This window comes from Sporosarcina sp. FA15 (assembly GCF_051550195.1).
Classification (GTDB): domain Bacteria; phylum Bacillota; class Bacilli; order Bacillales_A; family Planococcaceae; genus Sporosarcina; species Sporosarcina psychrophila.
In genome coordinates, this window is the sequence record NZ_CP188818.1 from 495,116 (window position 1) to 516,942 (window position 21,827).

At 42.1% G+C, this 21,827-nt stretch carries 19 protein-coding genes; 16 read left to right on the forward strand and 3 right to left on the reverse strand.

All coding sequences use genetic code 11. The annotated features are described in order from the left end of the window. Positions 1–60 precede the first annotated feature (60 nt). The gene (locus ACP8HG_RS02455) at positions 61–1,158 is read right to left on the reverse strand and encodes a M24 family metallopeptidase (protein WP_338652903.1); all 1,098 of its coding nucleotides are present in this window, start codon (positions 1,156–1,158) and stop codon (positions 61–63) included. Between the two features lie 105 nt (positions 1,159–1,263). On the opposite strand from ACP8HG_RS02455, the gene ACP8HG_RS02460 reads away from it, so the two are divergent. Both ACP8HG_RS02460 and ACP8HG_RS02465 read left to right on the forward strand, forming a co-directional pair. Then, positions 1,264–1,944, forward strand: a complete 681-nt coding sequence (locus tag ACP8HG_RS02460) for a metal-dependent hydrolase (RefSeq protein ID WP_067207604.1) — start codon at positions 1,264–1,266, stop codon at positions 1,942–1,944. A 122-nt stretch (positions 1,945–2,066) separates the two neighbouring features. Beyond that, positions 2,067–3,374, forward strand: a complete 1,308-nt coding sequence (locus tag ACP8HG_RS02465) for a DRTGG domain-containing protein (protein ID WP_067207606.1) — start codon at positions 2,067–2,069, stop codon at positions 3,372–3,374. Positions 3,375–3,539: 165 nt separating this feature from the next. Here the strand turns inward: ACP8HG_RS02465 and ACP8HG_RS02470 are convergent, their stop codons facing one another. After that, the gene (locus ACP8HG_RS02470; RefSeq protein ID WP_067207609.1) at positions 3,540–3,860 is read right to left on the reverse strand and encodes a YtpI family protein; all 321 of its coding nucleotides are present in this window, start codon (positions 3,858–3,860) and stop codon (positions 3,540–3,542) included. Positions 3,861–3,952: 92 nt separating this feature from the next. On the opposite strand from ACP8HG_RS02470, the gene ACP8HG_RS02475 reads away from it, so the two are divergent. The 8 genes from ACP8HG_RS02475 (at position 3,953) to ACP8HG_RS02510 (ending at position 14,186) form a co-directional block, all read left to right on the forward strand. After that, a complete protein-coding gene (locus ACP8HG_RS02475; protein WP_067207610.1) occupies positions 3,953–4,888 on the forward strand; it encodes a DHH family phosphoesterase in 936 nt (311 codons plus the stop codon). A 21-nt stretch (positions 4,889–4,909) separates the two neighbouring features. Then, entirely contained in the window at positions 4,910–7,993 is a 3,084-nt protein-coding gene (dnaE, locus tag ACP8HG_RS02480; RefSeq protein ID WP_067207613.1) for a DNA polymerase III subunit alpha, read from the forward strand. A 176-nt stretch (positions 7,994–8,169) separates the two neighbouring features. After that, entirely contained in the window at positions 8,170–8,829 is a 660-nt protein-coding gene (locus tag ACP8HG_RS02485; protein WP_067207615.1) for a FadR/GntR family transcriptional regulator, read from the forward strand. Continuing rightward, a complete protein-coding gene (gene accD / locus ACP8HG_RS02490; protein ID WP_438298132.1) occupies positions 8,826–9,686 on the forward strand; it encodes an acetyl-CoA carboxylase, carboxyltransferase subunit beta in 861 nt (286 codons plus the stop codon). Before ACP8HG_RS02485 ends, accD begins: the two co-directional genes overlap by 4 nt. Before the next feature lies 1 nt (position 9,687). After that, positions 9,688–10,641 (forward strand): acetyl-CoA carboxylase carboxyl transferase subunit alpha, encoded by a 954-nt coding sequence (gene accA, locus ACP8HG_RS02495; protein WP_338652901.1) that lies wholly within the window; start codon positions 9,688–9,690, stop codon positions 10,639–10,641. A 62-nt stretch (positions 10,642–10,703) separates the two neighbouring features. Next, a complete protein-coding gene (gene pfkA, locus ACP8HG_RS02500; RefSeq protein ID WP_067207620.1) occupies positions 10,704–11,663 on the forward strand; it encodes a 6-phosphofructokinase in 960 nt (319 codons plus the stop codon). Between the two features lie 163 nt (positions 11,664–11,826). Then, positions 11,827–13,587, forward strand: a complete 1,761-nt coding sequence (pyk, locus tag ACP8HG_RS02505) for a pyruvate kinase (RefSeq protein ID WP_067207646.1) — start codon at positions 11,827–11,829, stop codon at positions 13,585–13,587. A gap of 215 nt (positions 13,588–13,802) precedes the next feature. After that, complete coding sequence (locus ACP8HG_RS02510) at positions 13,803–14,186, forward strand: FxsA family protein (RefSeq protein ID WP_340741811.1); 384 nt, start codon at positions 13,803–13,805, stop codon at positions 14,184–14,186. Here ACP8HG_RS02510 and ACP8HG_RS02515 read toward each other — a convergent pair. After that, positions 14,176–15,150: an AI-2E family transporter gene (locus ACP8HG_RS02515; RefSeq protein ID WP_187047307.1), complete on the reverse strand. Its 975-nt coding sequence runs from the start codon at positions 15,148–15,150 to the stop codon at positions 14,176–14,178. The genes ACP8HG_RS02510 and ACP8HG_RS02515 overlap by 11 nt on opposite strands. 184 nt (positions 15,151–15,334) lie before the next feature. Between ACP8HG_RS02515 and citZ the strand changes: the two genes are divergently transcribed. The 6 genes from citZ to pnpS all read left to right on the forward strand — a co-directional run bounded on the left by citZ (position 15,335) and on the right by pnpS (position 21,554). After that, the gene (gene citZ / locus ACP8HG_RS02520) at positions 15,335–16,450 is read left to right on the forward strand and encodes a citrate synthase (RefSeq protein ID WP_438298133.1); all 1,116 of its coding nucleotides are present in this window, start codon (positions 15,335–15,337) and stop codon (positions 16,448–16,450) included. Between the two features lie 70 nt (positions 16,451–16,520). Further along, positions 16,521–17,789 (forward strand): NADP-dependent isocitrate dehydrogenase, encoded by a 1,269-nt coding sequence (gene icd, locus ACP8HG_RS02525; protein WP_067207657.1) that lies wholly within the window; start codon positions 16,521–16,523, stop codon positions 17,787–17,789. Positions 17,790–17,903: 114 nt separating this feature from the next. Next, positions 17,904–18,842 carry a malate dehydrogenase gene (gene mdh, locus ACP8HG_RS02530; RefSeq protein WP_187047308.1) on the forward strand — a complete coding sequence of 313 codons (939 nt, stop codon included), beginning with the start codon at positions 17,904–17,906 and terminating at the stop codon, positions 18,840–18,842. A 92-nt stretch (positions 18,843–18,934) separates the two neighbouring features. After that, positions 18,935–19,411 (forward strand): MaoC/PaaZ C-terminal domain-containing protein, encoded by a 477-nt coding sequence (locus tag ACP8HG_RS02535; protein WP_338652900.1) that lies wholly within the window; start codon positions 18,935–18,937, stop codon positions 19,409–19,411. A gap of 17 nt (positions 19,412–19,428) precedes the next feature. Further along, entirely contained in the window at positions 19,429–20,139 is a 711-nt protein-coding gene (locus ACP8HG_RS02540) for a response regulator transcription factor (RefSeq protein ID WP_082786522.1), read from the forward strand. Beyond that, positions 20,139–21,554 (forward strand): two-component system histidine kinase PnpS, encoded by a 1,416-nt coding sequence (gene pnpS, locus ACP8HG_RS02545; protein WP_338656886.1) that lies wholly within the window; start codon positions 20,139–20,141, stop codon positions 21,552–21,554. The genes ACP8HG_RS02540 and pnpS overlap by 1 nt, the downstream gene beginning before the upstream one ends. The last annotated feature ends 273 nt before the right edge of the window (positions 21,555–21,827 follow it).

The following is a 21,827-nucleotide window of genomic DNA, read 5'->3' on the forward strand; positions in this document are numbered from 1 at the left end:
AGTCCCTGCTGATATAAAAAGGCTGTCCACACTTGTTAGAGTGTGGACAGCCTTTTCTAATTATGGTTGAATAATCTGTAATTCTTTAGGGAACTTGGTTAATACTTCGACGCCATCAGCTGTAACGACAACATCATCTTCAATCCGTACACCCGTAACTGCTGGATTATAAATACCTGGCTCAATTGTGAAGACCATACCTTCCACAAGGGCAAATTCGTTTGTACCAGTCATGGATGGGAACTCGTGAACTGAAATTCCAAGTCCGTGACCGATACGGTGTGTGAAGTATTCACCGTAACCCGCTTGATCAATCACATCACGCGCAGCTTTATCAATTTCCATAGCCTTGACGCCGGGACGAACCAAATCAACAGCAGCCTGCTCCGCTTTTCTTACCGTTTCATAAATTTCACGCATTGCATCCGTTGGTTCACCGAACGCAACTGTGCGTGTAATATCTGAACAGTAGCCGTTATAAACGACGCCTAGGTCAAAGAGGATGAAGTCGCCTTTTTGGATTTTACGATCTCCAGGTGTACCGTGTGGAGATGCTGTTTTCGGGCCAGAAAGAACCATCGTATCGAACGACATTTTCTGAACTCCTTTTTTCTTCATTTCAAACTCAATTGCCATAAGAATCTCAAGTTCAGTTTTTCCTTCAGCGATTTCTCTGCAACCAACTTCAATAGCGTAATCAGCCAGTTCAGCGGCTTTACGTAAATTATTTAGTTCATCTTCGCTTTTGATGTTACGCATGCCGTTTAGCTGTTCGTCAAGGCGAACAAATTTAGCGCCAGTAAACAGTTCATTCATCCGCTCAAGACGCTCCACTGTCAAATGAGATTTCTCAATTGCGATTGAAGCAGGGAGTTCTCCACGTTTACGGACAGCCTCCATTACGATAACCCAAGCATCATCTGTATCTTCGTGACCAACAGCGTCATAGGACCAGCCCGCTGTTTTTACGTCAGGTACTTCCATCAAGGGACAAATTACAAATGGTTCTGCATCTTTAAATACCATTACGCCAAGAAGACGTTCATGCGGGTCACTCTGGAATCCAGATACGTAAAATACGTTATCTGGTGTAGTGATAAATGCCGCGTCCAAGTTTTCTTTCTGTAAAAACTGTTGTATTTCTTTAACTTTACTCAATTCAATGACCTCCTCTAATATACTTCTATCATAACAAAAAAGAGGGTTTTCAGGTTGTATAACGAAAATTGTTTAATAAGATAAGAAAATGGAGGAGATTATTCAATGCAAATATCATACCACGGTCATTCAATTGTGAAAATAAAAACAGGCAACTGCACAATTCTCATTGACCCGTTCATTACAGGAAATAAGCTTACAGATCTTGAAGTTGGAAACGAAAAACCGGATATTATTTTACTGACGCATGGACATAATGATCATGTTGGAGATACGGTGGCAATTGCAAAGGCGAGCGATGCACTAGTTATAGCACCAAATGAACTTGCCGTTTACTTGGGTTGGCAGGGAATAAGAACACATGGCATGAATATTGGAGGTGCCTGTAAATTTGAATTCGGTACAGTAAAATATACGCAAGCATTTCATAGTTCTTCTTACACAACAGAGACCAATGACATCATTTATACAGGTATGCCAGCAGGTATTTTAGTAATGGTGGAAGAGAAAACAATTTATCATGCTGGGGATACGGCAATTTTTAGCGATATGGAGATGATTGGTAAGCGTCATCCAATCGATGTCGCATTTGTTCCAATAGGTGATAATTTTACAATGGGCCCTGAAGATGCTGCATGCGCAGTCAAGTTGCTCAATCCGCAACTAGCTGTACCAATCCATTTCAATACATTTCCGCCGATTGAGCAAGACCCCGAAACATTCAAAGCGCTAGTGGAAGGACATGAAGTGAAAATAATGATAGCGGGAGAAGTTTTTGAATTATAAAAGAGCTATGCGAAAGTTTTTTGAAATAGCTTATCTATTGCGTCCAGGCGCCCGGTTAGCGCTTTTCTTAAGCCTTTTGTGGTAGAATGTCCTTAAGGTCATGATAGAGAAAAGGTGAAGACATGGCGACAAAACATGAATTGATACTCCGCTATATCGAGGGGTTAGCCGTCGGTGAGAAAATTTCGGTCCGCCAAGTAGCGAAGGCGCTGTCTGTCAGCGAAGGGACTGCTTACCGGGCCATCAAAGAGGCGGAAAATCAGAAGCTCGTCAATACGATTGAACGTGTAGGAACAATCCGGATTGAAAAGAAAAAGAAAGAGAATATTGAACGACTCACATTTGCAGAAGTACTTAACATTGTCGACGGGCTAGTAATCGGTGGCCGTGGGGGATTACATAAGACGTTGACGAAATTCGTTATAGGTGCAATGCAATTAGACGACATGATGCGCTACATCGATGCGGGAAGTCTTTTGATTGTCGGAAATAGATTGAAAGCGCATGAAACTGCGCTTCTTGCAGGGGCTGCAGTGCTAGTCACTGGTGGATTTGACGCATCCGATGAAGTGAAGAAGTTAGCGGATGAATTGGAACTACCGGTTATTTCGACGAGTTACGACACATTTACCGTAGCAACGATGTTGAATAGGGCAATCTATGATCAGTTAATTGAAAAAGAAATTTTGCTGGTGGAAGATATTTTGACCCCGCTCGCTGACACAATTACACTTTCAGCAAAAGATCAGGTCACTCATTTTCATGAAGTGAACGATAGGACATCTCATACTGGTTATCCAGTTGTAGAGAAAAAGGGGAAACTTGTGGGTGTAATTACTTCACGTGACGCGATTGGTAAAATGGATGATGAATTGATTGAAAAAGTAATGACACGTCATCCGATAACAGTTACGGGAAAAACATCTGTTGCTTCGGCTGGGCATAGTATGATTTGGGAAGGTATTGATTTGTTACCAGTTGTTTCGGATGCGGGATTGCTTGCTGGAATTATTAGTCGTCAAGATGTCTTGAAGGCGCTTCAAATGACTCAGCGTCAACCTCAGCAGGGTGAAACAATTGATGATATTGTTAAAAATCAGATGAAATCCATTCCTGAACAACCGCATACTGTCGAATTTACAGTTATCCCGCAGATGACGAATCAGTTTGGTTCTTTGTCATACGGAGCTTTGACCACCCTTTTAACTGAGGCAGGCAACAGAGCTATCAAAATGCGGAAACGCGGGGAAAGTGTCCCGGAAAATATGTCACTGTACTTCATTAAGAATGTTGAACTTGGAAGTATAGTTGTCGTTATTCCAAAGATATTACATATGAGCAGAAGGTTTGTAAAAGTCGATTTCGACATACTAACCGAAGGGGACCTAGTTGCAAAGGCCATGATTATGTATCAATTGTTTGAACGATAATTAAAGAACGCGGTCCAAGGACGCAGCATCCTGTCGTAAATTGGTCATATAAGTTGAAGTATTGATAACTGAGCGTAGGCGCCTTTCAAGGGGTAGCCGCAGCGGATTCAATGGAATTCTCTATTTTAACGTATAAAGACAAAAAAACTGATGCACATGTGCGCATCAGTTGTCGTTCAACTTTGTTTCTTCATCTACAAAGCTTCTGTAATGTTTATAGGCCTTGAAATTAAAAATACCTACGTAAGCTCCGAATAGGATAAATAAGGCTGCGATAACATATGTTGTGATACCGTCAAAAAGCATCAGCTGATTGAATCCGAAAAACAACAGCAAACCGCCGAGCGAGGCGCCAGACATACTAGCATACATTTTCTTGCGAATTGGAAATAGTGATCTTGTGCGGAACTGCCGAGTCTTAAAGTAAAAGTAGAAGACCGCAGAAGCGATGATGAAAAATACGAAAATGAAATTTATCGTTAACATGAAAGCCCTCCATTACATACAAACTTCTTACATTGTAGCGGCTTTTGGAGCAGAATGCGAACTGAATATATCGAAGCTTGGGGGAATCGGATATGAAAAGACAAATCATCGACACAATTGAAAAGTACGATAAAATCATTATTCATCGTCATGTGAGACCAGATCCTGATGCATACGGATCACAATCAGGACTGAAGGAATTGATAAAAGCAAACTATCCTAATAAGCAAGTGTTTGCAGTTGGCCAACACGAAGAATCACTTACCTATCTCGCGCAACAAGATCACGTCGAGCGGTCGTTTTATGAAGGAGCTCTTGTGATTGTCACTGATACAGGAAACACGGGTCGAATTGACAGCGAGTTTTATACAGAAGGTGCTGTACTTATGAAAATTGATCATCATCCTGATGCAGACCCATACGGCGATATCAAATGGGTTAACACCTCTGCAAGCTCGACATCTGAAATGATCTACTCGTTGTATGAAGAAGGCAAACAGTTTTATGGGTGGAAAATGACCACTGATGTGGCTAGGTTGCTATTCGCGGGAATTGTCGGGGATACAGGACGTTTTCTGTTTCCAAGTACAACAACAACAACTTTTGAAGCAGTTAGCGAGCTTATCAAATTTGATTTTGATCGTCCGGAATTATTTGCGGGAATGTACGAAGTTAAGCGGGAATTGCTACATTTAAAAGGATATATGTACCAAAACTTTACCATGGATGAAAATGGAGCCGCATTTGTTAAAATAGATAAAGCGACACTTAAACAATTTGGCGTAACTGCATCTGATACATCTCAACTCGTTGGGGCGTTAGGTGACGTGCAAGGGATTTGTGCATGGATCATATTCATAGAAGAAGAGGATCAAATTCGCGTTCGACTACGCTCAAAAGGTCCTGTCATCAATACTTTAGCTGCCCAATACGGTGGCGGTGGACATCCTCTTGCCTCGGGTGCTTCTGTTCATTCATGGGAAGAAGTAGACGAAGTCATCGCGAAGTTAAAACAATTATGTCTATAAAAAACAGGCGGAGGGATTGCATTGACACTTGTCTATCCGCAAGTAGTAACTGGCGCCGATCTTCTGCGTGGAATTAATAAACTAGATTATTTAGCCCCGCTTCTGAAAAGGAGAGGGGCTAAAGCCGTCGCGATCGTTAACTCGAAGTTGTACGGTATTCGGTCATTTTATAAGGTGATGAAAAAATACGGAATTCGTCCGGTTATAGGATTATCTATCTTTTTAGAAATTGAAGAAGGGGTAGTTGCTCTTCTTTACGTTTACGCAAAAGATGATGAAGGTTATCGAAATTTGTTGAAGATGAGCAGTGCCGTTTCCGTAAGAGAGTCTGAAACGCTGCCGCTACAATGGTTGAAAGCATACAGCAAAGGCTGTATCATCGTTTGTCCGTTGACGGATATATCCTGGGGGCCTTCACTATCACATAACGAAGAAGTGTTCCAGCGCGTCATAAAGGATTGCGACAAGTCATCGATATTCATTGGTGTTGCTAGGACAGAAGGCGTCAGACATCCTGATGAAGAATTAATTGAGAAAATTGCAGATGTAACCAATACGCCTATCGTTGCGGTTTATGAAAGTCGGTACACCGACAAGGAGGATGCATTCGCTTATGAAGTTGCGGAAGCAATTCGGACAGGATTCAAGCTGAATGACCCTGCTAGGCCTGAAAACCGTCACAAGGCAGCATATCTACCAGAAGAAGCTGAGCTTGCTGAATGGTTCTCAGACAGAGCAGAGTGGCTTACAAATACGTCAAGTATCCTCTTGGCGTGTGATGCAGAATTGCCTCCGAGTCAATCGCTTATGCCTGTGTTTCCAGTTCCGGCGGGAGAAACGGCGACAAGTTTGTTGGAGCAAAATGGAATGACGGGTTTGCAAAAACGACTAGGCAAAGTGGATGAGGCATATGAAAAACGACTCCGTTATGAAATTAGTGTAATTAGTGAAATGGGCTTTGCCGATTACTTCCTGATTGTCGAAGATTTTATGCGTTACGCTAAAGAAAATGCTATCTTGACGGGTCCAGGGCGGGGGTCTTCGGCCGGATCGCTCGTTGCTTATGCGCTTGGCATCACAGATGTTGATCCGATTAAATATAGGCTCATTTTTGAACGATTTCTAAATCCGGGCCGGGTAACAATGCCGGACATTGATATTGACTTTGCGGATAATCGACGTGCGGAAGTAATTGACTATGTTGCACAGAAATACGGGAAGACAAATGTTGCGCAAATCATTACGTTTGGCACGCTTTCTGCCAGATCGGTTGCTCGAAATGTGGCACGTGTGTTTGACTTTTCAAATGAAGAAATGGCTTATTTATCGAAGGAAATTCCTAATAGACATGGAATTACGCTTGAAGCGGCAGTTGCAGAATCGAAGGCACTGCAAGATTGGATTGCAATTGACCCGCTAAGAAATGATTGGTTGAAAGGAGCAATTCGTCTTGAAGGATTACCTCGTAACGCATCTACACATGCTGCAGGTGTGATTTTATCGCCTGTCCCGCTTGTTGAGGTGGTACCGCTTCAAAGTGGTGCGGATGGAATTTACCTTACCCAATGGCCGATGGGAGATGTTGAAGAACAAGGTTTATTGAAAATGGACTTCTTAGGTCTGCGTAATTTAACTTTATTAGACCGTATCAGATCTATGATTACTTATGACAGAGGAATTCGCTTGGATTTTGAAAAGATTCCCCTAAACGATGAAAAAACCTTTGAGCTTTTTAGGGCGGGAGATATGACAGGGATCTTTCAGTTTGAATCGGATGGAATGAGAGATGCCCTTCGTTTGATTCGACCGAATAAATTTGAAGATATCTTTGCAATTAATGCACTTTATAGACCAGGACCGATGGACAATATTCCATTGTATAGCAGGCGTAAAAATGATAATGAAAAAATAACGTATATTCATCCGCAACTTGAATCTGTTTTGAAAGAAACCTATGGGGTTATCGTCTATCAAGAACAAATCATGGAAATCGCTGTCCGCGTGGCAGGATTTACGATGGGTGAAGCGGATTTGTTAAGGCGTGCTGTAAGTAAGAAAAATCGGGAGAATCTAGAAAATGAACGAACTCATTTCACGCAAAAAGCTCTTGGAAATGGTTTTCCGGAAAATACCGCTGTTGCAATTTACGATCTTATTGTAAAGTTTGCGGACTACGGATTTCCGAAAAGTCATGCTGTTGCCTATTCCCTTATCTCGTACCGGCTTGCTTATTTAAAAGCGAATGAACCCGCTTATTTTTATGCTGCACTCCTTTCATCAATGACTGGAAATAATGACAAGGCAATGGAGTTAATGCGCGAATCTGAGGCGGCGGGCGTTAAGATTTTACCGCCATCTATTAAGCACAGTAAATATATGTATACAGTTGAAAAAGGCTCAATTCGGATTGGACTTGGCGCTATCAAAGGTGTGACGCCTACATTTTACGATGCTATAAAGCGTGCAAGGAAGTCTGGTGGTAATTGGAAGACATTATTTGATATGGCAGCATCAGTCGGTGGGGATGTATTTACTGAGAAGGCGATTAGGCCACTTGTAAAAGCAGGGGCACTCGATGAGTTTGGAGAATCACGGGCTATTTTGATCGCTTCAATTGACGCGGCGATATCTCATGCATTGTTCATCCGCCCTGATGATGGCGATGATTTATTAAGTGAAGTGCTTCGTTCGGTGGCGAGCCCAAAATATTCTCCGGGTGGAACACTGCCCCGCATGACGCTACTCGAATATGAAAGAGAAGTACTTGGCTTCTATCTTTCAGAACATCCTGCAGCAGAAGTGAAAAAAGCGGCAGGTGGTGGATTCCATACCATTATTTCAATTGATGGAATTCCAGACCGCGCATATGTGAAAATGGTGGGTCTGATTACTGAGATAAAACGAATAAGAACGAAAAAAGGGGAATCTATGGCATTTGTTACGATTCAAGATGAGACGGGACAAATTTCTTGTACATTATTCCCGAAACAGTATATGATTTCAGAAAGTCAGCTTACTGAAATGGCGATAATTCATGTAGAAGGAACTGTCGAACGTCGTAGAGGGAAGCCACAAATACTTGTTCAACAAACGAAAGGCAGTTAAGAGGCATGCTGATATAACAGGCATGTCTCTTAATCGTTGCATAAAAGTATGTGTTGTGTATTACGGTTTGATTCGATTTCCATCTTTCACTTTACGTTCAGCATCGTTTTCTGTATGCTAAAGGCAGGAGTGGTCAGACCACTTATCATCATGTCTATTTCCAAAGGGGTCCACGCATGCAAAATCCAAAACCATCGTCGAAAATGTTTCTAGATATTGTCGGTGAACTTAAATCGATAATTAAAGAAGAGGGCATTGAAACCGGTGGAAAGCTACCTTCCGAACGTGAACTGGCAGAACGTCTGCAGGCAGGAAGATCCACGGTTCGTGAAGCGTTACGAAGTTTGGAACTGCTCGGGCTTATCGAAACTCGGCGTGGTGAAGGTACGTTCCTTGTCGATTTCAGGAAGCATCAACTTGTTGAAGTCCTTGCAGCTTTCATCATGCAACAGCCCGATTCCGTCATCGATGTTCAGGAAACACGGAGAATTCACGAAACGGCGGCAATCCTCGCTATATGTAAGGACAGTGCATTACGGGCATTACCAGTATGGGAGAGCTTGCTGAAAAAAATTGATCAGGATGGGGAAATTTTACGAGAGGACCTTGTCCGTGAGATGATTGTTGCAGCGGGAAATCGATTATCGCTTAAAATTTGGTTTTTATTAAAACAATATAGTAAAGTACCATTCAGTGAAATGACAAAAGTTGATGAAAACGATAGTGTGAAAATGTTGCTTCTAAACTTGGGTGATGGCAACGTGATTGCCACGTTGGAAGCCTATTCTGAATGGATTGAACTAGTTGAAAGTGAAAGAGGGGACAATAATAAATGATTCGCGATCTATTTATGAAAAATAGAAAAAAGCATACGACGACAATTCCTTCCGTTGACGCTAAAAATGATGTACCAGAAGGAATTATGACAAAGTGTCCAGAATGTAAAAATATTATTTTAACAAAAGATCTAATCAAACTAATGAAAGTCTGCCCGAAATGTGATCATCATTTGAAGATGACAGCAGCAGAACGTGTAGCTTGTCTATTCGATGAAGAGACATTCAAATCAATTGACGATCATTTGAAGACGGAAAATCCACTTAATTTTCCTGCTTACACTGAAAAAGTTGAGTCAGATTCGAGAAAAACGGGTTTGAATGAGGCAGTTCTTACTGGAATAGGTAAAATCGATGGACTGGAAATTGCTGTAGCTATTATGGATTCACATTTCCGTATGGGCTCGATGGGGTCGGTTGTTGGTGAAAAGATTACCCGCGCAATCGAAAAAGCGACTGCACTTGGCATTCCAATGATTATCTTTTCGGCGAGCGGTGGGGCACGTATGCAGGAAGGCGTGTTATCACTCATGCAAATGGCGAAAACAAGTGTCGCACTTACGCGTCACGCCAGTGAAGGTTTGTTATATATATCAGTCATGACATACCCAACGACAGGCGGCGTGTCAGCAAGTTTCGCATCGGTTGGTGATATTAATATCGCGGAGCCAAAAGCTCTCATAGGTTTTGCAGGTAGACGCGTTATCGAACAAACTGTTAGAGAAAAATTGCCAGACGACTTCCAAACAGCAGAATTTCTCCTGGACCACGGCCAACTGGATGCAGTCGTTCATCGTACGGATATGAAAGAAACTATATCTAAGATTGTTCGACTTCACGTGAAAGGGGCTAACTGAAATGGGGAAAACGTTGAAATTCGAGGAACCAATCGTCAAGCTGCGCGAGAAAATCGTAGAACTTGAAGAGTTCACAGCGAACAATTCGGTTGACCTTTCAGATGAAATCGGAACGTTAAAGGTTCGTTTGAAGAACTTGGAAGAAGAAATATATGAGAATATGGAACCGTGGGACCGTGTTCAAGTGGCAAGGCATCCGGAACGTCCAACTACAATTGACTATATCAATATGTTGTTTGAAGATTTTATGCAACTGCACGGGGATCGGGCTTATGGTGATGATGCAGCAATTGTGGGGGGGATCGCTTCATTTGAATCGGTTCCAATAACAGTTATCGGCCATCAGCGTGGGAAAGACACAAAAGAAAACGTCAAACGGAATTTCGGAATGCCGCATCCTGAGGGGTATAGGAAAGCATTGCGCCTTATGAAACAGGCTGAGAAATTCGGCAGACCAATCATTTGCTTCATCGATACGAAAGGTGCTTTTCCTGGCAAGGCGGCTGAAGAGCGGGGACAAAGCGAAGCGATTGCACGTAATCTTGTTGAAATGGCTGGCTTGACTGTTCCAGTTATCTCTATCGTCATCGGAGAAGGCGGGAGTGGCGGAGCGCTGGCACTTGGGGTGGCAAATCATATTCATATGCTTGAGCACTCAACTTACTCTGTTATTTCACCTGAAGGAGCCGCTACCATTCTTTGGAAAGATTCAAGTCTTGCCAAACAAGCTGCCGAAGCTATGAAGATTACAGCTCCACACTTGAAAGAAATGGGTATTATCGATGATATTATTCCAGAAGTTCGAGGTGGTGCGCATCGTGACTCGAAAGCGCAAGCTATTAGTATCGGGAATGCAATTCGAACTTCGTTGGATGAATTAGGAACGCTAGATGGTAAAGGCTTAGTTGACCATCGTTATGATAAATTTCGCTGTATAGGCGTTTTTTCTGAATAAAAGAAAGATGCGGGTGACCGCATTTTTTCGTGTTCATAAAAATCTACATAGGAGTGATTTCAATGAAGAAGATTGCTGTGTTGACAAGTGGGGGAGACGCGCCTGGGATGAATGCTGCAGTTCGTGCAGTTGTTCGGAAAGCAATTTATGAAGGACTTGAAGTTGCAGGCGTTTTCAATGGTTATCAAGGATTAATCGAAGGAAAAATCGAACTTCTACAACTGGGTTCCGTGGGTGATATAATTCAACGGGGCGGGACCATATTACGGTCAGCCCGCAGCGCTGAATTCCGGACGCTCGAAGGCCGTCAAAAAGCACTGAAACAATTGAAGTTGAACGGGATTGAGGCTTTAGTCGTCATTGGCGGTGATGGTTCGTTCAGAGGTGCACTTGAATTAACGGCTCTTGGTCTACCATGTGTCTGTGTTCCAGCAACAATAGATAATGATATCAATGGCACTGAACTCACAATCGGTTTTGATACGGCATTGAATACAGTCATAGATGCCATCGATAAGATTCGCGATACTGCTACATCTCATGAACGTACATTCATTATTGAAGTTATGGGACGCGATGCTGGAGACCTTGCCTTATGGGCGGGACTGGCTGGCGGTGCTGAAACGATTCTTGTACCGGAAGAGAAGTATGAATTGCCTACGATCATCGAACGGCTGAAAAGCGGTAAGGGACGAGGTAAAAAGCATAGTATCATTATTGTAGCTGAAGGGGTTATGTCGGCCGCAGAGCTTGCTGAAATATTGAAGCGCGAAGCAGATATCGAAACACGTATATCAGTGCTTGGACATATTCAGCGAGGAGGTTCACCTTCTGCACGTGATCGTGTCATTGCAAGTCAGTACGGAGCAAAAGCTGTAGAAGTATTGAAAGAAGGACGCGGTGGCATTGCGATTGGCATGCGAAATCATGTGGTGGTAGACTATGAGTTGACAGATGTTTTCGAACAATCAAATGGTTTGGATATGGAAATGTACAAGCTGTCCAACGAATTGTCTATTTAACTTTGTGTAGCAAAAATTCCCTGCCTTTATACGTGGGAAGACAAACGCGAACGAAGTCAGTAATTCAGAGGGCATCAAAATGTCGGCTGAATCGAGCGAGCACTATTTAAAATCTGGGTGCAATTAATTGGGTTGTTAAAAAAACTAAAAGAGGCGATATTTGATGAGAAAAACGAAAATAGTATGTACGATTGGCCCTGCAAGTGAATCACCGGAATTATTGGAACAACTTATTGAGGCTGGTATGAATGTAGCGAGGCTGAATTTTTCCCATGGTAATCATGCGGAACATAAAGCCCGTATCGATTCCATTAGAAAAGTCGCTCGTGAAAAAGGCAAAGTTGTTGGGATTCTATTAGATACGAAAGGACCTGAAATTCGGACGCATTCCATGATGAATGGAAAGTTGGAACTTGTAACGGGACAAAAAATTGATATTTCCATGACGCAAGTCGAAGGAAACAATGATGTATTTTCAGTAAGTTACGATAAACTTATTGAAGATGTAAACGAGGGTTCTGTCATTCTTTTAGACGATGGTCTAATCCAATTAGAAGTTACTGGTAAAGACGTAGCACGAGGGTTAATTCATACACTAATTATTAATTCGGGGTCATTAAGCAATAATAAGGGCGTTAACATACCGGGTGTTTCAGTACAACTTCCTGGAATGACGGAAAAAGATGCAGAAGATATCCTGTTTGGTATTAGGGAAGGTGTCGACTTCATAGCTGCCTCATTCGTAAGACGGGCTTCCGATGTTATGGAAATCCGTGCCCTTCTTGAGAACAACAACGGCTCGAACCTGCAAATTATTCCGAAGATAGAAAACCAAGAAGGCGTCGACAATATCGATGAAATTTTGAATGTTTCAGATGGTCTTATGGTAGCACGTGGTGATCTGGGTGTAGAAATACCACCAGAAGAAGTACCACTTGTCCAGAAAAATTTGATTGAGAAGTGTAACCAGGCGGGTAAACCGGTTATCACGGCAACACAAATGCTTGATTCGATGCAGCGTAACCCGCGTCCTACACGTGCAGAAGCGAGCGATGTAGCGAATGCGATTTTTGACGGTACCGATGCAATTATGCTGTCAGGAGAGACGGCAGCAGGAATTTATCCAGTCGAATCAGTCCAAACGATGGATCGAATTGCGCTTACTACGGAAGCGGCCATCGATTATCGCTCTGTAGTGTCGACACGTCGACGAGAAAAACATGGTAATATGACTGAAGCGATTGGACAAGCTGCAGCATACACGGCTATCAACTTGAAAGTGAAGGCTGTCCTTGCCCCAACAGAAAGTGGTCACACAGCTAAAATGATTGCCAAATATCGTCCAGGTTGCCCAGTTATTGCGGTAACGTCATCTGAAATGTGTTCAAGAAAACTATCACTTATCTGGGGCGTCTACCCGATAGTTGGAAAAAAAGCTTCTTCGATTGATGAAATCTTGCAAGAGTCTGTAGAAGAGAGTGTTAAACATCAATATGTCGGACATGGTGATGTGGTTATCATTACAGCAGGTGTTCCAGTTGGTGAAGCGGGAACGACGAACTTGATGAAAATACATGTCATAGGTGATTTGCTTGCACGAGGACAAGGAATTGGCAAAGATGTAGCTTATGGTCGAACTGTTGTAGCCAAAAATGCAGCTGAAGCATTGGCGTATGATACAGAAGGAGCTATTCTTGTAACGAACGCATCTGATCGTGATATGATGCCTGCCATCGAGAAATGCGCAGGACTCATTACGGAAGAAGGCGGATTGACGAGTCATGGTGCAATTGTCGGACTCAGTTTAGGTATACCGATAATTGTCGGAGTTGAAAATGCTACCGAGCTTATCCAACATGGCAAGGAAATTACGATGGATGCTGAATCTGGCGTTATCTATAATGGACACGCGAGCGTTCTATAAAGTTAATCTTCAATCAGAGTGGGGGTTCTTCATCCCCCACTGATTGTTTAAAGAACTTAGGCTAAGTGCGCCACGTCCTGTGGCAAAACCTAAGTAACCAACAGGGAGGAATGAACTGCAATTCTTCCTCATTGGCCCTACCCATTCGGGATAAATAAGATAAGGCTGCTTCCGAAATGCTCGGTAAGCAGCCTTTTTTAGGAGATGAATTTTGCATGAAATGGATAGTACTCACATTTATTGCTGTTCCGGCAGCTGAGCTTGCTTTACTAATTTATTCAGGGAAGACGCTAGGTCTATTGCCCACGATAGCTATTATTTTTATCACGGGGATAGGAGGGGCATATCTCGCCAAACGCCAAGGTATGAAGGCTTGGACTGAATTGAAAATGCGTATGACAGCTATGGAGACACCTGGAGATGCACTTATTGATAGTGTTTGTATCCTATTTGGGGGGCTTCTGCTAATCATGCCTGGTTTCATTACCGACTTAGTCGGCTTATTACTCCTTTTCAAAGGACCAAGAAATAGTATCAGACCATTTATTCAGAATTGGATTTATAATAAAATGAAAAAAGGACAAATTGTTATCCGGTAAATAAAGGATGCTGTCTGACTTTCAGTGCGGTAAAAAGTAAGAATGGTGTCAGTAGAATACCGGGTAATCCGAATAAATAGAAGGAAGAAGCCGTTATGAAAAAAGCATGAATGGGCTTTAGGTGGAAAGTGGATGCCCACATGTATGATTCGGCCATTTGTCTAGTTATCATGGTGAATAGATAGAGTAAAATAAGTGAGATACCTATATATAAATTGTTTGTGTATAGGAAGAAAGCGGCCATGGGCAGTAGGAACAGGCCGATACCGAGGAATGGCAGACTATCTGCCAGCGAGATAAGAAAAGCGTTGCCAATGGGTGACTCGAACCGTAGAAGCAAGAACCCTATTGAGATAATACAGAATGTCAGGAAGAATAAGCGGGCTTCTACTGATACGAAAGTGCCGATAAGTTTACCGGATTTCGTAAACATACCTTTTGCTGGCAGGCGTATGGTGCTAGGGAAATAGACTAGAAACCAGTAGCGGTTTTTTCCGGATTCCCGTAAGGCAAAAAAATAAGCAACGAGGAAAATGAACAAACTGAATAACTGTTGAAAAACGGTACTGATGATTGTTAGGGTGTATTCTAAAAGCGCATGGCCATATTCTACAACTTTATCCTCGAGGAAAGTGAATAGCTTGCTAGGGATGTCGGTATTTTGTGTGAATGGGGCTATATGGCGTTCGACAGTTGGAACGGTGTCAATAAGCCCATGGATTGCGATGAAAGTGAACGCGCTAATTAAAAAAAGCATAAGTGTCATAACGAATAATGTTGCAATTGTAAGCGGAAGCTTGGTCATTGAGCGGACGGATGATAAGATAGGGGCAGTGAAGTAGGCGATAATGATAGCGATTGCCGCCGGGGGAACAGTGAACAGGATAATACCCGCCAAAAAAGCAGGCAACCATTTCATGAAAATTGATTGAAATGCTTGTTGCTTGTTCCGGTTTTCTGGCATTTTCCGTCCCCCTTTTTATAAAACTAAAAACAAAAACAAGCGTATCCATTCACAAAGATGACAATATTGATTATAATGGTCGTTGTAAGCGTTTTTAAGTAGCGAATTAGTATTAGCAGACTAGCTGTTCTTCTGTCTCCTTTTTGTAGATTGGACAGCTGTACTGAAAGAGGGAGCGATTTATATGACGTCAACCAAAGGGTTGGAAGGAGTCGTAGCGACACAGTCAGCAATCAGTTCTATTATTGATGACACACTTACATATGTCGGCTATGATATTGATGATCTTGCAGATAACGCCAGCTTTGAAGAAGTTATTTATCTTCTTTGGCACCAGCGTCTGCCAAAAGAGGACGAGCTTGCAGAGCTGAAAAAACAGCTTGCAGAGAATATGTCTGTTCCTCAAGAAGTACTTAATCATTTCAAAACGTATCCTATTGGGGAAGTACACCCAATGGCTGCACTGCGTACTGCAGTATCTCTACTTGGACTATACGATGAAAATGCAGAAGATATGTCTGATGAAGCAAATTACGAAAAAGCGATTAAGCTTCAAGCGAAAATCGCTACACTCGTTACTTCATTCTCACGTATCCGTAAAGGCCTTGAGCCGGTTGCTCCAAAAGCTGAACTTGGCTATGCTGAAAACTTCCTATACATGCTTTCAGGAAAACAGCCTGAAGCAATTGCAATTGAAGCATTCGACAAAGCACTTGTCCTACATGCAGACCATGAGCTAAATGCATCTACATTCACAGCACGTGTTTGTGTAGCTACGCTTTCTGATATGTATTCAGGTGTGACAGCAGCGATTGGTGCACTTAAAGGACCACTTCACGGTGGCGCAAACGAACAAGTAATGAAAATGCTGATGGAAATCGGTTCAGAAGACAAAGTAGAAGCATATATCCGTGCAAAATTGGATAACAAAGAAAAAATCATGGGCTTCGGCCACCGTGTCTACCGTAAAGGTGATCCACGTGCGAAACATCTGCGTGAGATGTCTAAGCGTTTGACTGAACTTCGCGGCGAAGAGAAATGGTACAATATGTCCAATAAAATCGAAGAAATTGTTACCGGCGAAAAGAATTTGCCGCCGAACGTCGATTTCTATTCGGCTTCTGTCTATCATTCACTCGACATCGATCATGATTTATTCACGCCGATTTTCGCAGTATCTCGTATTTCGGGATGGATTGCACATATCCGTGAGCAATATGCGAACAATAGATTGATCCGTCCTCGTGCAGATTATACGGGACCGGGCATGCAAAAATACGTTCCAATTAAAGAACGATAAGAACGAAAATACATGGGGCAGCATAGATATATGCCGGCCCTCTGATTTTGAATTTAGGAGGAAATTATTCATGACTAACGGTGGAAAAATTACAGTAACTAATGGTGTTTTAAACGTTCCTGATCACGCAACAATTCCTTTTATTATCGGTGACGGTACTGGTCCGGATATTTGGCATTCGGCATCACGCGTACTTGAAGCAGCTGTTGATAAAGCTTACGACGGCAAGAAAAAGCTTGTGTGGAAAGAAGTTCTTGCAGGGGAAAAAGCATTCAACGAAACTGGCGAATGGCTTCCACAAGCAACACTAGACACAATCGATGAGTATTTGATCGCTATTAAAGGACCACTTACTACGCCAATTGGTGGCGGTTTCCGTTCATTGAACGTTGCGCTTCGCCAAGAATTGGATCTTTACACTTGCCTACGTCCAGTACGTTACTTTGAAGGTGTTCCTTCACCAGTTAAACGTCCTGAAGATTGCGATATGGTTATTTTCCGCGAAAATACGGAAGATATCTATGCAGGTATTGAATACAAAGAAGGTACACCTGAAGCGAAAAAAGTAATCGAATTCCTACAAAACGAAATGGGTGTTAAAAATATCCGCTTCCCAGAAACTTCTGGAATCGGTATCAAACCTATTTCTGAAGAAGGTACAAAACGTCTTGTACGTGCTGCTCTTGCTTATATCATTAAAGAAGGCCGCAAGTCACTGACGCTTGTCCATAAAGGAAATATCATGAAGTTTACAGAAGGCGCATTCAAAAATTGGGGCTATGAAGTTGCTGAACAAGAATTCGGCGATAAAGTCTTCACATGGAACCAGTATGATCAAATCAAAGATGCTGATGGAACTGATGCTGCAAACAAAGCACAAGCTGAAGCTGAAGCAGCAGGCAAAATCATCGTTAAAGATGCAATTGCTGATATCTTCTTGCAACAAATCTTGACACGTCCAAAAGAGTTCGATGTTGTTGCAACAATGAACTTGAACGGCGACTATATTTCTGATGCACTTGCTGCACAAGTTGGTGGAATTGGTATTGCTCCTGGAGCAAATATCAACTACATTACTGGGCATGCAATCTTTGAAGCAACTCATGGTACTGCACCGAAATATGCAGGACTTGACAAAGTTAACCCTTCTTCACTCCTTCTTTCAGGCGTCTTGATGCTTGAGCACCTTGGATGGAACGAAGCGGCAGCTATGATCACTGCTTCAATCGAAAAAACAATTGTTTCTAAAGTTGTAACATACGACTTTGCTCGTCTTATGGACGGTGCAACTGAAGTGAAAGCATCTGAATTCGCAAATGAATTGATCAAAAACCTTTAATTATTACTACTTTAGCGGTGGAGAAGACTTCGGTTTTCTTCACCGCTGAAGGTTTATAGTAGATTAAATGAGGGCTCAACCCCTCATACATATGAATAAAAGGAGAGACAACTCATGACAATGCAACGTAAAAAAGTCTCAGTTATCGGTTCTGGTTTCACGGGTGCGACTACAGCATTTCTTTTAGCTCAAAAAGAGCTTTGTGATGTAGTGATCGTTGATATTCCACAAATGGAAAATCCGACAAAAGGGAAAGCTCTTGATATGATGGAAGCTGGACCTATTCAAGGTTTTGACGCGAGTATTATTGGAACTTCAGATTACGCGGATACAAAAGACTCTGATATCGTCATTATCACAGCTGGTATTGCACGCAAACCAGGTATGAGCCGTGATGACCTTGTTCAGACGAACCAAAAAGTCATGAAAATCGTAACAGGTGAAATCGTAAAACATTCTCCGAATACAACCATCATTGTATTGACAAACCCTGTCGATGCTATGACGTACACAGTATACAAAGAATCGGGATTGCCGAAAGAACGCGTAATCGGACAATCTGGTGTACTTGACACTGCACGTTTCCGTACGTTTGTAGCGCAAGAATTGAACTTGTCTGTTAAAGACGTCACTGGTTTCGTTCTTGGCGGTCATGGCGATGATATGGTTCCACTTGTACGCTACTCATATGCGGGTGGTATTCCACTTGAAACGTTGATTTCTCCTGAGCGTCTTGAAGAAATCGTAGATCGCACACGCAAAGGTGGAGCAGAAATCGTAAACCTTCTTGGTAATGGTTCTGCTTACTATGCACCAGCAGCATCACTTGTTGAAATGGCTGAAGCGATTCTAAAAGATCAGAAACGTGTACTTCCTTCGATAGCATATCTTGAGGGTGAGTACGGCCTTGACGGTATTTACATTGGTGTTCCAACTGTGCTTGGCGCAGGCGGTATCGAAAAAATCATCGAACTTGAATTGACTGAAGACGAAAAGGCGGCATTGGCTAATTCTGCTGAATCAGTTAAAGCTGTTATGAAAGTTCTTGTCTAATATCTTTAATAAAAATCGAGTAGCATATGCTACTCGATTTTTATTCTGATTATTGATAAACTTGTATTATCACACTAAAAGGGGGAAATAAGTTGATACTAGGGAAGAAAAGACGCCTAGGTAGAAAGATAGAGGAAATCACCGTTGGAGAAAAGTTGAAATTGACAGAAAAAATTGAAGATAAAGATCTCCTACTCTATCTTGGGCTAACAAATGATAGTAACCCGCTCTATATCCAGCATGATTACGCATCACAGACGACTTATGGATTGCCTATCGTACCAACTATAATGCTGACAGGGATTGTGACATCCGCAGTTTCAAAGTATTTACCTGGACCTGGTTCACATATCGTGAAACAGCAATTGTCATTCCCGAAAGCTGTGTATCACTATACAACTATCAATTTTTTGCTCGAAGTAATTCATGTTGATAAAGAAAAAAACTCAATAGACATTTCAATAGAAGCGTGTGACGAAAAGGAAGATATCGTTATTTCTGGAATAGTGACAGTCACTCCGCCAAAAGTGGAAGAGCGTCTTACATCACAAGCAATGGATAACTTCTGACAGGGGATTGATGCAAGTTGAGTTCAAGTATAAAGAAAATATTGATTGTCGATGACGAACAGCCGATTCGAACACTATTAGAATACAACTTAAAGCAGGCGCAATACGAAACAATCACCGCTGCTGACGGAGAAGAAGCTGTATTGAAAACAGAAATGGAAAAACCTGATTTAATTTTACTTGACTTAATGCTTCCGAAAATGGATGGGATTGATGTCTGCAAAACGTTAAGACAGCGGGGGCTCGATATTCCGATTATCATGCTGACGGCAAAAGGGGACGAGCTCGACAAGGTGCTAGGTCTTGAAATTGGCGCGGATGATTATATGACGAAACCGTTTAGTCCTAGAGAGGTTGTTGCACGCGTTAAGGCTGTATTGAGACGTAGTGGGGAATGGACAGGCCGTGTCGAAGAAACAGGGATTTTGACCACTGGATCTTTAACTGTGCACGCTGAACAATATGAAGCTTATCTTGACAAAGTAGAACTTGAGTTCACACCTAAGGAATTTGAACTTCTTGTTTATTTCATGCAGAACAAGAATCGTGTTCTATCACGGGACCAACTTTTAAGTGCAGTCTGGAATTATGACTTTGCTGGCGATACACGCATCGTCGATGTTCACGTCAGTCATCTACGGGAGAAAATCGAAGAAAACACGAAGAAACCTGTTTTCATCAAGACGGTAAGGGGAATTGGCTATAAATTTGAGGAGCCGAAAATTTGATGAAAGATTTATATTCCCGATTAACTATTGCGTGTGCAATTCTTCTTTCGGTTCTTTTAACTGGCCTCGGTATTGTCCTGGGTCAGTTTTTCCCTTTATTCGCGCGTGATATCACACTTGATCTGCAACGACAATACTGGGTCTATTTAATCGTCACGCTGATAATTGCATTTATTCTCTCTCTCTTTATAGCGATGCGGATGATGATGCAATACGCTCGTCCGGTCGATGAAGTGACAAAAGTGGCCGTTCAAATTGCACAGGGCGATTACCATGCAAGGACTAAGACGGATGAACCAGAATATGATAATGAACTTGCGATTTCCATTAATAAAATTGCTAGCAATTTGCAAGAGATGACGACACTTCGAATGATGGAAAAAGAGCGCTTGAAAACACTTATAGAAAGTATGGGTAGTGGGCTTTTGATGTTTGGTCGTGAAGGGTCAGTCAATCTTGTAAATGGGGTATTTGAAAAGACGTTTGGATTTTCAAAAGAGGAACCAATAGGTAAAACGTTCAAAACAATTGGTTTACCTATTGAAATTGAAGATTTGATTGAAGATGTTTTTATGACTGAACAAGTACATGAAAAACAGGTTAGGATTGATTCAGGAGGTTATTATTCCTACATGAGCGTTTATGGTGCGCCTGTTATCGGCCATCACGGGAATTGGCTCGGAATTGTTGTTGTCATGCATGATATTACAAAGCTTGTCCGGCTTGAAGAAGTAAGAAAAGATTTTGTTGCAAATGTATCCCACGAACTTCGTACTCCTATTACTTCAATTAAAGGGTTCACTGAAACATTATTAGATGGTGCGATGAATGAACCTGTCATAATGAAAGAATTTCTTGAAATCATTCAGAAAGAAAGTAACCGCCTACATCTATTAATTGATGACTTGCTCGAATTATCAGCAATGGAAAGAGAAAACTTTTCACTTCAGTTTGGACATGTTGAGCTGTTAGAACTGATGAATGATGCATTGAAAATCGTTTCCGGTAGTTTGGAGCGTAAGAAGATGGCCATCAACTTGGATATTGCAGATGAAATTGCTATCGAAGGCGATGCAAGTCGATTAATTCAAGTAATGGTGAATCTCTTATCAAATGCGATTAACTATTCAAAAGAACAGACGAAAATCACTGTTTCAGTAAAAAGAATAGCGCAAAATGTAATTATTGAAGTACAAGATGAAGGAATCGGTATCGAACAAGTTGAACTGGCACGGCTGTTTGAACGCTTCTACCGTGTTGACCGTGCAAGGAGCCGTGACTCGGGTGGCACTGGGTTAGGACTAGCCATTGTCAAACATCTCGTGGAAGCCCATAGTGGTACAGTCGAAGTGGAGAGCACAATCGGTGTTGGTACATTGATTCGTATCTGTCTACCTTTGCGACAAGGTAATTAAGCAATCCCACGTCTGTTGATTAACCAAAGTAACCAGGATCATCACACACTGGGCGCTACGTGTATAATTGCTTTTGGTTTGCTTGGATTGAATGACTTCTATACTTTTACCGAGATGTCTGGATGTGTAGGGATGCGAATTTGTCGCATCCCTACACATTTTTTCGGTAATCGTATGGTGGTCCTTCATCCGCCCTGCTCCAAATGGATAAGTCCACGAAGTGCTCAAGCTTATTGGGACGAAAGAATAGAGGGGCATCTACCTGGATAAAAG

Excerpts from the sequence above, each read along its gene's own strand:
- ACP8HG_RS02460 (WP_067207604.1), top strand. The coding sequence starts at position 1,264 with ATGCAAATATCATACCACGGTCATTCAATTGTGAAAATAAAAACAGGC.
- ACP8HG_RS02465 (WP_067207606.1), top strand. The coding sequence starts at position 2,067 with ATGGCGACAAAACATGAATTGATACTCCGCTATATCGAGGGGTTAGCC.
- ACP8HG_RS02470 (WP_067207609.1), bottom strand. The coding sequence starts at position 3,860 with ATGTTAACGATAAATTTCATTTTCGTATTTTTCATCATCGCTTCTGCG.
- ACP8HG_RS02475 (WP_067207610.1), top strand. The coding sequence starts at position 3,953 with ATGAAAAGACAAATCATCGACACAATTGAAAAGTACGATAAAATCATT.
- ACP8HG_RS02485 (WP_067207615.1), top strand. The coding sequence starts at position 8,170 with ATGCAAAATCCAAAACCATCGTCGAAAATGTTTCTAGATATTGTCGGT.
- accD (WP_438298132.1), top strand. The coding sequence starts at position 8,826 with ATGATTCGCGATCTATTTATGAAAAATAGAAAAAAGCATACGACGACA.
- accA (WP_338652901.1), top strand. The coding sequence starts at position 9,688 with ATGGGGAAAACGTTGAAATTCGAGGAACCAATCGTCAAGCTGCGCGAG.
- pfkA (WP_067207620.1), top strand. The coding sequence starts at position 10,704 with ATGAAGAAGATTGCTGTGTTGACAAGTGGGGGAGACGCGCCTGGGATG.
- pyk (WP_067207646.1), top strand. The coding sequence starts at position 11,827 with ATGAGAAAAACGAAAATAGTATGTACGATTGGCCCTGCAAGTGAATCA.
- ACP8HG_RS02510 (WP_340741811.1), top strand. The coding sequence starts at position 13,803 with ATGAAATGGATAGTACTCACATTTATTGCTGTTCCGGCAGCTGAGCTT.
- ACP8HG_RS02515 (WP_187047307.1), bottom strand. The coding sequence starts at position 15,150 with ATGCCAGAAAACCGGAACAAGCAACAAGCATTTCAATCAATTTTCATG.
- citZ (WP_438298133.1), top strand. The coding sequence starts at position 15,335 with ATGACGTCAACCAAAGGGTTGGAAGGAGTCGTAGCGACACAGTCAGCA.
- icd (WP_067207657.1), top strand. The coding sequence starts at position 16,521 with ATGACTAACGGTGGAAAAATTACAGTAACTAATGGTGTTTTAAACGTT.
- mdh (WP_187047308.1), top strand. The coding sequence starts at position 17,904 with ATGACAATGCAACGTAAAAAAGTCTCAGTTATCGGTTCTGGTTTCACG.
- pnpS (WP_338656886.1), top strand. The coding sequence starts at position 20,139 with ATGAAAGATTTATATTCCCGATTAACTATTGCGTGTGCAATTCTTCTT.